A 12042-nucleotide genomic window follows, 5' to 3' on the forward strand; every position below is an offset into this window, starting at 1 on the left:
GCGTCCGGCAGGGGCGTGTCACAGTGCGCGCAGCCGCTCGAACTGGGCCTTGCCAAAGCCTCCGCCCCACATCAGCAAGGCGCCCTTCTGCGTGCGGAAGAACGTGCGCGGGGTGGACAGCTGGCGGTTGAGGCCGGTCTCGACCGGGAAACCGGCATCGGCGTCGTAGGCGCTCTGGACGAGACGGATATGCGCGTGGTGGCGCGACAGGAGCGTGGTGGCGCTTCCCGTGTAATTGAGCGGTCCTGAGTAGAACGGGTTGTAGGCGATGCTCGGCGTGTCGTTCAGTTCGCGCCGCATGAACTTCAGGAAGGTGGCCTGGCTCGGGTCGTCAAGGACTTTCAGAACCGCGCCTGTCTCGCCTTCGCCCAGGATGAAGGGGATATAGTGGACGCGAAAGCCTGGCACCGTGAGGTCCGGAAATTCCCGGAAATACTTCTGGCAGTAGGGGCAGAGCGAGGAGATCCAGATCCACACGTTCTTGCCTGCGCCGAAGCTGACTTGGCGCGAGGCGCGCAGGAGATCGAGCGTGCCTTCGGCCCGCTCGCCGACCAGTCCTTCGAAGCCGGTGTCGATGGTCCGCGCGTGCGCGGGCATCGTCAGCGTGGACAGGGCCAGCGTGGAAACAGCCGCGGGCGCAAGAGCGGCCTTTGCCAGCACCTGGCGCCGGTTCCAGACGTTGCCCATCGAAAATATCCTCAGCTTGGCGGGAATGCCGTCTTGTGTATTCGCTGTGCCTGCTCGCTCGGGCGGGCGCAATTGCCAAGATGGTAGCTTATCTGTTGGGGGCGACAGAGAAAGTGCCTGTTCAGGCGCCTGTGCCGGGTGCATCGGGCGATCCACGCCCCGACCCCTCATCAGACGGCAGGTAGGTTCGCATGTCCTTTCTTATTGTTCCCGGTTTCGGCGGGTCTGGCGCTGCGCATTGGCAATCGCGCTGGGAAGCGCGGATGGAGGACGCCACAAGGTTCACGCCCGCCAGCTGGGATAGGCCCGATCTTGAAGACTGGCTTTCAGCGCTCGAACGGGGGCTGGAGCAGGCCGAGAGTCCGGTGGTGCTCGTCGCCCATTCGCTCGCCTGCCTGCTGACGGCGCATTGGGCCGGGCGGCATGGTGAGGCCGGGCGCATTGCCGCCGCGCTCCTGGTCGCCCCGCCCGATCCGCAAGGCTTTGCGTTCCCGCGCGAAGCCTCGGCAGGTTTTCGCGACGTGCCGCGCGTCGCGTTTCCGTTCCCCGCGCTCGTCCTGGCCTCCAGCAATGACCCTTACGCCTCGCTCGCTTTCGCGCAGGATTTTGCGCAGGCCCGTGGTGCCGGCTTCCTCGACATCGGCCCGTGTGGACATATCAACGCCGAAAGTGGACTTGGAGATTGGGACGAAGGGCGGCGCCTTCTGGCGGCCTTCGTCGCCGGATGCGGCCAGCCGCGCGTCTGTGTCTGAGTTTTACGCGCGGGGCGGCTGGCGGCGGTAGCTCAGCGCCTCGGCGATGTGGGCGCGTCCGATCGTCTCGGCTCCGGCGAGATCCGCGATGGTGCGGCTGGTGCGCAGGATCCGGGTGTAGCCGCGCGCGGTGAGGTGGAGGCTCTCGGCCGCCTGGAGGAGGAGCTTCTGGCCTGCCTCGTCGGGGCTCGCGTGGGTCTCCAGTGCTTCGCCCTGCAGTTCGGCGTTGCTGCGCGCGCCGGTGCCTGCAAGCCGGTCGGTCTGGAGCGCGCGGGCGCGGCGCACGCGCGCACCTACGGTGGCGCTGTCTTCCGAAGAACCGGGCCGGGCGAGGTCAATCGCGCGCACCGGGTCAACATCGACGTGCAAATCGATGCGATCCAGAAGCGGGCCGGAGACCTTGCTCTGGTAATCGGCTGCGCATTTGGGAGCGCGGGAACAGGCAAGTGCGGGATCGCCCAGGTGTCCGCAACGGCACGGGTTCATCGCGGCCACCAGTTGGACCCGGGCCGGGAAGGTGACATGGGCGTTGGCCCGCGCGACGCTGATCTCGCCGGTTTCGAGTGGCTGGCGCAGCGAATCGAGCACCGCGCGCTGGAATTCGGGAAGCTCGTCGAGGAACAGGACACCCAGGTGCGCAAGGGAGACTTCGCCGGGCCGGACCTTGAGCCCTCCACCCGTCAGCGCGGCCATCGAGGCGGAGTGGTGCGGGCTGCGATAGGGCCGCGCGCGGCTGATGCGCCCTTCCTCCAGTGTGCCTGCGACCGAGGCAACCATCGAGACTTCGAGCGCTTCGCCAGGCGTCAGTTCGGGTAGAATGCCGGGCAGGCAGGCGGCCAGCAGCGACTTGCCCGCACCCGGCGGCCCGCACATGAGAAGGTTATGCCCGCCCGCCGCGGCGATCTCCAGCGCGCGCCGCGCGGTTTCCTGACCCTTCACCTGCTTCATGTCCGGGCCTGGGGCACAGGCTTCTACGCGGCCGGGCATGGGGCGCGGGAGGACTTGCGTACCCTTCATGTGGTTGATCAGGCTGACGAGGTCGGGCGCGGCAGTAACTGGGACCCCGTTTGCCCAGCTTGCCTCGGTTCCCTGGGCGGCGGGGCAGATCAGTGTCTTCTCGGCCGCACTGGCATGGAGGGCGGCGAGCAGGACGCCGGGGGAAGGGATGATCCGTCCGTCGAGCGCGAGTTCACCCACCGCAATGACCTCGGCCATCTGTTCGGCATCGAGCAGGCCCATCGCAGTCAGCAGGGCGAGTGCAATCGGGAGATCGTAGTGCGAGCCTTCCTTTGGGAGGTCGGCGGGCGAGAGATTGATGGTGATCCGCTTGGGCGGAAGGGCAAGGCCCATCGCGGTGAGAGCGGCGCTGACACGCTGGCGGCTTTCCCCAACGGCCTTGTCGGGTAGGCCGACCAGCGCGAAGCCGGGCATTCCCGGCGCGACCTGGCATTGGACTTCGACGGCACGGGCTTCGAGGCCCAGGTAAGCTACCGTCGAAATGAGTGCGACCACAAAGGTACCTGCCACGAATAGAATAAGTATTAATCCGTATTTCGTGCAGTATTTGCATCGAGGGTGCTGCCTGTCGAGCCACAATGCGTTGCGAGAGTGAAAGTTTACAGCATTTTAACCGCATCTCTCGCGGATTGGGTAAGGCTCCGGGAGGCATTCTCTGCCCATGCGCTCATTCACCGCCGCTCTATTGCCGATTTTAGCCTCCACCCTGGGTCTTGGCACCCTGTGCGGGGCTGCTCCGGCCGCGGCGCAGCGTCTGGCCTATGAAACGCTCGATCTGGATGACACGTCCCTTTCCGGGCCAGGTGCGCGCAGGTCGCGTCTGATGGTTTCGGGTGGCGCCGTTCTCGACGTCTCCCTGCCCGAGCTGACCGGGCGTGAAGCGGCTTATGGCCCGTTTCGCGTGCTGGATGGTGCGCGGGCGGCACTTGTCGATGCGACCGGACCGCGCAGTCCGGCCCAGTTCTCCGCGATGCTGCGCGACTATCCGGGCATCAATGTCCTGGAGATGGTCGAATGCCCCGGTACGCGCGATGACCTTGCCAATCTGGAACTCGGGCGCCTGATCCGGGCGCGCGGGGTTGCCACGCATGTACCCTCGGGCGGCTCGGTCCGTTCTGGCGGGGTGGAGCTGTTCCTGGCGGGTGCCCGCCGCCTCGCCGATCCCGGCGCGGAGTTCGCGGTCCATTCCTGGATTGACGAGGATGGGCTGCAGCCGGGAGACTACGCGCTCAGCGCGCCGGTGAACCGCCGTTATGTCGACTACTACAGGCACATGGGTATGAGCCCGCTCGAGGCCGAGGCCTTCTACGCCATGACCAATTCGGTCCCCTTCACCCAAGCGCGCTGGTTCGGCGCGGGCGTGATGAGCCTGTGGGTTCCGTTCGACGGTGCGGCTGCGCCGCTGGCCCCGGATGTGCGCTCCTGACGGGGCGTCAGGTGAAGGTTTTCTCGATATCTTCGGGCAAGTCGGTTTTGGCGCGCTGGCGCGCGCCCATGTAACCAATCACCGCAAGAATGCCCGCAGGCAAAGCCAGGGCGAGAAGGCCGACGAGCATCGTGCCCAGAAAGCCGGCATAAAGGTCGGATTGCATCTCACCTGCGAAGCCCGCAACGGTAACGGCGCCGATCAGCCATGCTCCCAGCGTTGAAAGCAGTTTGATGGTGGTTGCGCGGCGAAGGAGGTGCTTGAAGACCAGCTGCTCTAGCAGGCTAGCGACTACGAAGAGGGCTAGGAAGCTCACGAAAAGTCCGGTTACAATGAGGCTCATCTATGGGCTCCGTTGGTGCTGGGTGGCCCCCTCGTCGGCTGATCGGCAGGGCGGCGGTTTTCGCTCGTGCCCACAAGGAAGAGCACGGCTGAGCCAGAAGCGCAAGAAATCGGCCAAGAGGACAATGAATCGCCGGCCTCAACTTGACTCTCTTTCTCGGCTCACGTATCGGCGCGCATCTGATTTGGGGTCGTCTCGCAGCAGGCGGCCTTTTTGTTCGGTCCTTGAACGGGCCAATTGAACTATTCGAGGACTGACATGAAGCGCACTTTCCAGCCCAGCCGCCTTGTCCGCGCCCGCCGTCACGGCTTCCGCGCACGCACGGCGACCGTCGGTGGCCGCAAGGTGCTTCGCGCGCGCCGCGCTCGCGGCCGCAAGAAGCTTTCGGCCTGATCTTATTGGCATTCCTGCTTTCCGGGCGCGCGTCCGGAAGGTGGAAATGAACGTCGCGGCCCGCGCAGGCACCAGGGTCTCCTTCGGGAGGTTTTCGGTGATTGCGCGGGCCGCCGTCGTTTGGGAATCTGCCTCCGCTTTGGCCTGTCGGTCGAGGCAGGTTGGCGATTCGCCCGATGAGAGCTTGCCCGCCTGCCGCGCCGCGGTAGGCTCCGGCTTGCCATGACCCAGACACCCTACCAGATCCTGAGCCAGCGCTCCGACTTCCTCGCGGCCAACAAGGGTACGCGGGTGGCGCGTGCGGGCTTTGTCCTGCTTGCGAATCGCAATGCGGGCAAGGGTGTGCGCGCAGGGATCACGGTGACCAAGCGAATCGGGAATGCCGTTGTCCGCAATCGCATGAAACGTCGCTTCCGGGCGCTTCTGCGCGAGCTTCTGCCCGAGCACGGCCTGCCCGATACCGACCACGTACTGATCGGCCGGGAAAACGGCATCGAGCGCGACTTTTCGCTTCTGCGCGAAGAGCTTGTCGCTGCGCTCGGGCGTGCGCGTGACGGGAAGGGCGATCCCCCGCGTGGACCTCGCCGGGGCAAACGGCCTCCCCGCAAGCATTCAAGCGCGGACCGGAGTAAGGGCCAGGCCAAGGGCGGACAGGCCCGTTCTTCGGCGCCGGAGCCTGCGAGGCCGTGAAGCGGCTCGTGGCCCCCATTGCGCGGCTGCCCGGCCTGCTGCTGATTGCCCTTGCGCGGGCCTGGCAGCTCGGCCCATCAGCAGTGCTGCCGCCCACCTGCCGCTTTGCACCGTCCTGCTCGCAGTACGCCATCGAGGCGGTGCGTGCGCACGGTGCGATTAAGGGTGGATGCTATGCGATATGGCGTCTATTGCGCTGCAACCCGTGGGGCGGGCACGGCTACGATCCGGTGCCCGGAACGCAAAACCAATCCAAGAGCGAGACCGCATCGGCGGACCGCTGTTGCCACTGACGAGACGACGACAGGAAAGCCTTCGTGCAAAACCAGCGTAATATCATTCTAGCGGTCGTGCTGACGGCGCTTGTGCTTTTCGGGTGGGAGGCCGGTGTCGGCTACTTCTACCCGCAGGCCAAGACGCCCACGAAGACGGTCGAGGCCGGCGGGGCCGAGGAAGCGACCGAACCCGGCAAGCCGACCCGTGAAGGCGGCCTTCGCGACGCCGCCGCCGTGGCGCTGGAAAAGAAGGACCTCAAGAGCGCGCTGGCCGCTGGCGAGCGCGTGGCGATCAAAGCCCCGGCAGTGTCGGGCTCGATCAACCTTATCGGCGGCATCGTCGATGATCTCGTCCTCAACGAACACCGCGAGACGGTGGACAAGGATTCCGGTCCGGTCCGTCTTTACTCTCCCTCGGGCACGCCCGCGCAGCAGTTCGCCCAGTTCGGCTGGGTCGGGCAGGGCGCGGCGACGCCCAATGCGTCCACGGTCTGGAAGGTGCAGGACGGTGCAAAGCTGACCCCCTCCACGCCGGTCACGCTGACCTGGGACAACGGCAAGGGCCAGACCTTCGCACTGACCTACGAGGTCGATGACAACTACATGATTTCGGTTGAGCAGTCGGTGGCGAACACCGGCGGCGCGCCGGTTGTCGTCCAGCCCTTCGCGCTCATCAACCGCACCAGCAAGACCGCCAGCCTCGACAGCTTCCAGGTCCATTCGGGCCCGGTCGGTGCGTTCGACGGTTCGGTTTCGTTCGGCACCGACTACGATGACATCGCCGAGGAAAAGACCATCGAGACTGCGGGCAACGCGGACTGGATCGGCTTCACCGACGTCTACTGGATGTCGACGCTTGCCCCCGTGGGCGCCAAGGCCGACGGCACCTACCGTGCGCTTGGCAACGACCTGTTCCGCGCTGACCTCATGTACCCGCAGCAGGCCCTCCAGCCCGGCGAGAAGCTGAGCCGGAGGACCAAGCTGTTCGCGGGCGCCAAGGAGCACAACGTACTCGACGCTTACGAAGCGCAAGGGATCACCAACTTTGGCCTTGCCATCGACTGGGGTTGGTTCCGGTGGTTCGAGAAGCCGATCTTCTGGCTGCTCGTGAAGCTCTTCAGCCTTGTCGGCAACTTCGGCGTCGCGATCATCCTGCTGACAGCCATCGTGCGCGGCATCATGTTCCCGATTGCCCAGCGCGGCTTCGCCTCGATGGCCGCCATGCGCGCCGTCCAGCCCAAGATGAAGGCGATCCAGGAACGTTACAAGGACGACAAGCAGAAGCAGCAGCAGGAGGTCATGAAGCTGTACAAGGAGGAAGGCGTGAACCCGCTCGCGGGCTGTCTTCCCATGCTGCTTCAGATCCCGGTGTTCTTCGCGCTCTACAAGACGCTGATCCTCGCGATCGAGATGCGTCACCAGCCCTTCATCCTGTGGATCAAGGATCTGTCCGCGCCCGATCCGCTGCACATCCTCAACCTCTTCGGCCTGATCCCGTTTGATCCGCCGAGCTTCCTGGGGATCGGTGTGCTGGCGCTGCTGCTGGGTGTGACAATGTTCCTGCAGTTCCGCCTGAACCCGGCGCAGATGGATCCGACCCAGCAGCAGATCTTCATGATCATGCCCTGGTTCATGATGTTCGTGATGGCGCCGTTCGCCTCGGGTCTGCTCCTGTACTGGATCACCTCGAACCTGCTCACGATTGCGCAGCAGAAGTATCTCTACTCGCGCCATCCCCAGCTCAAGTCACAGACCGAGAAGGTTGCCGAGGATAGTGCTCGTGCCAAGGCGCGTGAAAAGAAGGGTAAGGCCTAAGTGGACGCACAGGATTATCTCGGCGGCAAGGAAGAGCGCGACGAGGCGCTGATCGAGGAGGCGCGCAAGCTCTTCTCGGGTCCAGTCACGTTCCTCAAGAGCGCGCCGGACCTCAAGTTCCTGCCCGATCCGACCGCGCCGGAGATCGCGTTCTGCGGTCGCTCGAACGTGGGCAAGTCCTCGCTTCTGAACGCGCTCACCGGGCGTAAGGCCATTGCGCGCACATCGGTGACGCCGGGGCGCACGCAGGAACTCAACTTCTTCGAGGTGGGCGAACCGCTCAACTTCCGGCTCGTCGACATGCCCGGCTATGGCTTTGCCAAGGCCCCGCTGGCCGTCGTCGAGAAGTGGCGCCGCCTGGTACGCGATTACCTGCGTGGCCGCGTCGTGCTCAAGCGTAACTTGCTCCTCGTGGATTCGCGCCACGGCGTGAAGGCGGTGGATGCCGAGATGATGAAGATGCTGGACGAGGCCGCCGTGGGCTACCGCATCGTCCTCACCAAGGCCGACAAGATCAAGGCGACCGAACTGGAGAAGGTTCACGCCGAAACGCTGGCCGAAGCGCGCAAGCACCCGGCCGCGTTTCCCTTCGTGCATGTCACCAGTTCGGAGAAAGGCTTGGGGATCGCGGAGTTGCGTGCTGCCGTGCTTGGGGATTCGCGTCTCTGACAGCTGCAGAGTGTGGCGCAAATGCGCCGCGCCCCGCAAATCCGGGACTGTGACGATTGCGTGACGGCCTGCGGGCAGGTATCGGGCGGCGGCCCCGGCCCGAATCGGCCGACCCCGGGCCGCCTTCCTCAAACCCAGGAGCCAAGGGACACACCGTGCGTCAGATTGCCGTTCTCCCATACCGCAGCGAAAGCCCGGCGATCGACGCCCCTGTCCAGATCCTCCTCATCACCTCGCGTGAAACGCGCCGCTGGGTGATCCCCAAGGGCGGGCTGATGAAGGGCAAGAGCCCGCACGCAGCGGCTGCGCAGGAAGCCGAGGAAGAAGCGGGCGTGCTCGGCGCGGTCTGCCCAATTCCGCTCGGCTCGTTCCGCTACCGCAAGCGGCGCGCCTCGGGCGCACGGGTGTGGGCCGATGTCGATGTCTTTCCCTTCGCCGTCACCGAAATGCTCGACACCTGGGACGAGCAGCACCAGCGTGACCGGCGCTGGTTCTCGCTGACCGAGGCGGCCGAGGCGGTCGACGAGGAAGATCTGAGGGCGCTTATCCGCTCTTTCGGTGCGAGCGAGTTCCGCGCCGCCGCCAGCCCCGCACGGGTGTTCTCGGCCATGGCCGACAGGACAGGAGTCAATGCAATGTTCGCCTGGTTTCAGAAGCTTCTCCCCCAGCAGGGTGAGTTCTTCGACCTTTTCGAAAAGCAGGCCGCAACGCTCGTCGCTGGTGCCGATGCGCTGGCGCGCCTCGCGCAGGGCGGGCCGGGCCGCAACCAGCACATCCGCGAGATCGAGGAGCGGGAGCATGACGCCGACGAGATCACCCGCGAGGTGCTCCAGTCGGTGCGCCGCACCTTCCTGACCCCGTTCGACCGCTCGGCGATCACCAGCCTCATCACCACGATGGACGATGCCATCGACGAGATGCAGCAGGTTGCCGGCGCGGTGAGCCTTTATGAAGTCGCCGAATTCGAGCCCGAGATGGTCGACATGGCCGCGATCATCGTTGATGCCGCGCGCCTCACGGCCGAGATCATGCCGCTCCTGCGCAAGATTGCGGACAATGGCCACCGCTTGCACGAGCTGACCGAGCGCCTCGTGCGCATGGAAGGCCATGCCGACGACATCCACGCCGCGGGTCTCAAGCGCGTCTACAAGGCAAGCCAGCAGAGCGAGCCGCTGCACTTCATCGTGCGCCAGGAAATGTTCAAGCGCCTCGAGCGCGTCGTCGACCGTTTCGAGGATCTCGCCAACGAGATCGACGGTCTCGTCATCGACCACGCCTGAGCCGTAGCCTTATCCCATGGATCACACGCTTGCCCTGCCGCTGCTGATTGGCCTCGTCGGCCTTGCGCTGGCCTTCGACTTTCTGAACGGCCTGCACGATGCTGCCAACGCCATTGCGACCGTGGTAGCCACACGCCTCCTGTCGCCGGTGGTCGCCGTGCTCTTCGCCGCGAGCGGCAACTTCATCGCCTACTGGTTCGTGGGGCTTCACGTCGCCGAGACGGTGGGCAAGGGCATTGTCGATGCCGATGCGATCACCCCGGCTGTGGTCTTTGGGGCGCTGGTGGGCGCGATGTTCTGGAACGTCGTCACCTGGCTCAAGGGTATTCCCTCCAGTTCCAGTCACGCGCTGATCGGTGGCCTTCTGGGCGCGGGCATGATGCACGGTGGCTTTGGCGTCGTCGAGAGTTCGGGCACCACCAAGACGGTGGTTGCGATCTTCCTCTCGCCGATGATCGGTTTTGGCATCGCCATGTTGCTGATGCTGCTGACGAGCTGGCTGTTCAAGGGCACCAGTCCGCGCGGCTCGACCACTGTCTTCAAGGCGCTGCACCTGTTTTCCTCGGCGGCCTATTCGATCAGCCATGGCGGTAACGACGCGCAGAAGACCATGGGCATCATCGCGGTTCTGCTCTACTCGACCGGACACCTCGAAGGTGGTTTCCACGTGCCCGAATGGGTTGTGCTCTCCTGCTACACCGCGATCGCGCTGGGCACGCTGTCGGGGGGCTGGAAGATCATCAAGACAATGGGCTCCAAGCTCACCAAGCTCAACCACCACTCCGGTTTCTGCGCTTCGACGGCCGGTTCCATCGTCGTCTTTGGCGCGAGCGCAATGGGCATTCCGGTGTCCACCACGCACGCCATCACTGGCTCGGTCGTGGGGACGGGTGCGGCGCGCCGGGCAAGTGCGGTGCGCTGGTCGGTTGCGAGCCGCGTGATCGTGGCCTGGTTCATCACTATTCCGGCCAGCGCCATCGTCGGCGCCATCTTCTATCTCATCACCCGCGCCTTCTGACCGGGGCCCGGTGACGTGCCTCCCCCTCGACATCCCAGGGGAGAGGCCCTAGGCCAGCCGGGCACAGCCAGAGGGGGTGTCGGCGCCGTGAAGCTCATCATTGGCAACAAGAATTATTCCAGCTGGTCGCTGCGCGCCTGGCTGGCCTGCAAGCAGTCGGGACTACATTTCGAGGAACTGACCGTGCCGATGCTGGGCGAGGACTGGCAGCACGTCCAGACAAGTAGCGAGGAACTCGCCCCCAGCCATGGCAAGGTGCCGATCCTGTGGGATGGCGATGCGGTGGTCTGGGATAGCCTCGCGATCATCGACTACCTCGCCGACAAGGTCGGGCGTGACCGCTTCTGGCCCAAGGACGAGGCCGCGCGCGCGATGGCGCGCTCGATGGTGGCGGAAATGCACTCCAGCTACTTGCCCCTGCGCCGCACCTTGCCGATGAACGTGCGCAAGCGCATTCCCGATGCCCCGATGACGGACGAGGTGCGCGCCGACATCGTGCGCATCCTCACGCTCTGGGCCGAGGCACGCGCGCGCTTCGGCAAGGGCGGGCCGTTCCTGTTCGGCACCTTCGGGGCGGCCGATTTGATCTACGCGCCCGTCGTCAGCCGTTTTCTGACATACGGCATCGGCGTGCCCGGCTTCGCGCAGGCCTACATGCAGGCGGTATGGGAACACGACTGGATGCAGGCCTGGATCGCGGCGGCCGAAGCCGAGGAATGGGTCATCGAACAGTACGAGATCCCGGAGAAGTCATGATGCGTCATCTGCTCAGTCTCGTGGCGAGCCTTACCGCGCTTGCAGGGTTCGCGCTGTCGAGCGTGCCCGCGCAGGCCTGGGGCGCGCTGGGGCACCGCACCGTTGGCGCCATCGCCTGGAAGAACGTGAAGCCGGCCACGCGCGTGTCGATGGCACGCCTGCTCGCCCATCAGAGCGAGATGGACACGCCCCGGTGTTCGATGAAGACGCTGGAGGATGCCGCGGTGTGGCCCGATTGCGTCAAGGGCGAGCGCTGGCGCTTTGCTTATGCCTCGTCGTGGCACTACCAGAACATCCCGATCTGTGAGCCGTTCGACTTCAAGGCTGCCTGCCGTGACGGCAACTGCGTCACCGCGCAGATCGACCGCAATGCGAAGTTGCTCGCCAACCGCAAATTGGCACCGGTCCTGCGCCTGGAAGCTTTGGCCTTCCTCGTCCACTTCTTGGGCGACGTGCACCAGCCCCTTCACGTGGGCGAGAACCATGACCTTGGGGGCAACCGCGTGAAGGCCGACTATGGCATTGCGCCGGGACGCAACCTTCACTCGATCTGGGATGGGGTGCTGGCCGAGCGCGCGATTACTTCCGCGCGCCCACCGCTGGTGCGCGCCTACAGCGCTGAGGAGAAGGCCGAGCTGGCAACCGGCAAGGTCGAAGACTGGGCCCGCGAAAGCTATGAGGTTTCGCGCGACTTCCTCTATCCGGCCGCGTTTGGTGGGACGCTGCCGTGCGAGACCAAGGAGGTGGGCAAGGTCGTCTGGGACAACGCGGCGATCGAAAAAGCGATACCCATCGTCGACCGGCGAATCGAGCAGGCTGGCCTGCGGCTTGCGAAGATCCTGGATGCCGTGCTGGCAGGCTGAGCTATAGTCGATTGCCTAGGGGCTGACCCTGAGATCGGATGGGGGAAATCCCTCGCTA

14 protein-coding genes are annotated in these 12042 nt (G+C 65.2%); 11 read left to right on the top strand and 3 right to left on the bottom strand.

Annotated features, from left to right (window positions below):
• Positions 1–18 precede the first annotated feature (18 nt).
• Complete coding sequence (locus FMM79_RS17185) at positions 19–687, bottom strand: hypothetical protein (RefSeq protein WP_148628665.1); 669 nt, start codon at positions 685–687, stop codon at positions 19–21.
• Between the two features lie 191 nt (positions 688–878).
• On the opposite strand from FMM79_RS17185, the gene FMM79_RS17190 reads away from it, so the two are divergent.
• A complete protein-coding gene (locus tag FMM79_RS17190) occupies positions 879–1439 on the top strand; it encodes an alpha/beta hydrolase (protein WP_148628666.1) in 561 nt (186 codons plus the stop codon).
• 3 nt (positions 1440–1442) lie between these two features.
• Here the strand turns inward: FMM79_RS17190 and FMM79_RS17195 are convergent, their stop codons facing one another.
• Positions 1443–2951: a YifB family Mg chelatase-like AAA ATPase gene (locus tag FMM79_RS17195; protein ID WP_148628745.1), complete on the bottom strand. Its 1509-nt coding sequence runs from the start codon at positions 2949–2951 to the stop codon at positions 1443–1445.
• A 166-nt stretch (positions 2952–3117) separates the two neighbouring features.
• Here FMM79_RS17195 and FMM79_RS17200 point away from each other — a divergent pair, with 166 nt between their 5' ends.
• Positions 3118–3882, top strand: coding sequence for an alpha/beta hydrolase (locus FMM79_RS17200; RefSeq protein WP_148628667.1), 765 nt, complete (start codon positions 3118–3120; stop codon positions 3880–3882).
• A 7-nt stretch (positions 3883–3889) separates the two neighbouring features.
• Here the strand turns inward: FMM79_RS17200 and FMM79_RS17205 are convergent, their stop codons facing one another.
• Positions 3890–4225 carry a hypothetical protein gene (locus FMM79_RS17205; RefSeq protein WP_148628668.1) on the bottom strand — a complete coding sequence of 112 codons (336 nt, stop codon included), beginning with the start codon at positions 4223–4225 and terminating at the stop codon, positions 3890–3892.
• A 258-nt stretch (positions 4226–4483) separates the two neighbouring features.
• Between FMM79_RS17205 and rpmH the strand changes: the two genes are divergently transcribed.
• The 9 genes from rpmH (at position 4484) to FMM79_RS17250 (ending at position 11984) form a co-directional block, all read left to right on the top strand.
• Complete coding sequence (gene rpmH / locus FMM79_RS17210) at positions 4484–4618, top strand: 50S ribosomal protein L34 (protein ID WP_039388288.1); 135 nt, start codon at positions 4484–4486, stop codon at positions 4616–4618.
• Between the two features lie 222 nt (positions 4619–4840).
• Entirely contained in the window at positions 4841–5308 is a 468-nt protein-coding gene (gene rnpA / locus FMM79_RS17215) for a ribonuclease P protein component (RefSeq protein ID WP_148628669.1), read from the top strand.
• The gene (yidD, locus tag FMM79_RS17220; RefSeq protein WP_371710953.1) at positions 5305–5601 is read left to right on the top strand and encodes a membrane protein insertion efficiency factor YidD; all 297 of its coding nucleotides are present in this window, start codon (positions 5305–5307) and stop codon (positions 5599–5601) included. The genes rnpA and yidD overlap by 4 nt, the downstream gene beginning before the upstream one ends.
• A 24-nt stretch (positions 5602–5625) precedes the next feature.
• The gene (gene yidC, locus FMM79_RS17225) at positions 5626–7398 is read left to right on the top strand and encodes a membrane protein insertase YidC (protein WP_148628670.1); all 1773 of its coding nucleotides are present in this window, start codon (positions 5626–5628) and stop codon (positions 7396–7398) included.
• Positions 7399–8067 (top strand): ribosome biogenesis GTP-binding protein YihA/YsxC, encoded by a 669-nt coding sequence (gene yihA, locus FMM79_RS17230; protein ID WP_148628671.1) that lies wholly within the window; start codon positions 7399–7401, stop codon positions 8065–8067. It abuts the gene before it with no gap.
• Positions 8068–8222: 155 nt separating this feature from the next.
• Positions 8223–9347 (top strand): DUF47 family protein, encoded by a 1125-nt coding sequence (locus FMM79_RS17235; RefSeq protein ID WP_148628672.1) that lies wholly within the window; start codon positions 8223–8225, stop codon positions 9345–9347.
• A 16-nt stretch (positions 9348–9363) separates the two neighbouring features.
• Positions 9364–10365 carry an inorganic phosphate transporter gene (locus FMM79_RS17240; protein WP_148628673.1) on the top strand — a complete coding sequence of 334 codons (1002 nt, stop codon included), beginning with the start codon at positions 9364–9366 and terminating at the stop codon, positions 10363–10365.
• A gap of 87 nt (positions 10366–10452) precedes the next feature.
• The gene (locus tag FMM79_RS17245) at positions 10453–11121 is read left to right on the top strand and encodes a glutathione S-transferase family protein (protein WP_148628674.1); all 669 of its coding nucleotides are present in this window, start codon (positions 10453–10455) and stop codon (positions 11119–11121) included.
• On the top strand, positions 11118–11984 hold the full coding sequence (locus FMM79_RS17250; protein WP_371710954.1) for a S1/P1 nuclease: 867 nt from the start codon (positions 11118–11120) through the stop codon (positions 11982–11984). The genes FMM79_RS17245 and FMM79_RS17250 overlap by 4 nt, the downstream gene beginning before the upstream one ends.
• Positions 11985–12042: the final 58 nt, after the last annotated feature.

Source organism: Novosphingobium sp. BW1 (assembly GCF_008107685.1).
GTDB lineage: Bacteria > Pseudomonadota > Alphaproteobacteria > Sphingomonadales > Sphingomonadaceae > Novosphingobium.

Excerpts from the sequence above, each read along its gene's own strand:
- FMM79_RS17190 (WP_148628666.1), top strand. The coding sequence starts at position 879 with ATGTCCTTTCTTATTGTTCCCGGTTTCGGCGGGTCTGGCGCTGCGCAT.
- rnpA (WP_148628669.1), top strand. The coding sequence starts at position 4,841 with ATGACCCAGACACCCTACCAGATCCTGAGCCAGCGCTCCGACTTCCTC.
- FMM79_RS17240 (WP_148628673.1), top strand. The coding sequence starts at position 9,364 with ATGGATCACACGCTTGCCCTGCCGCTGCTGATTGGCCTCGTCGGCCTT.
- FMM79_RS17200 (WP_148628667.1), top strand. The coding sequence starts at position 3,118 with ATGCGCTCATTCACCGCCGCTCTATTGCCGATTTTAGCCTCCACCCTG.
- FMM79_RS17205 (WP_148628668.1), bottom strand. The coding sequence starts at position 4,225 with ATGAGCCTCATTGTAACCGGACTTTTCGTGAGCTTCCTAGCCCTCTTC.
- FMM79_RS17185 (WP_148628665.1), bottom strand. The coding sequence starts at position 687 with ATGGGCAACGTCTGGAACCGGCGCCAGGTGCTGGCAAAGGCCGCTCTT.
- FMM79_RS17250 (WP_371710954.1), top strand. The coding sequence starts at position 11,118 with ATGATGCGTCATCTGCTCAGTCTCGTGGCGAGCCTTACCGCGCTTGCA.
- rpmH (WP_039388288.1), top strand. The coding sequence starts at position 4,484 with ATGAAGCGCACTTTCCAGCCCAGCCGCCTTGTCCGCGCCCGCCGTCAC.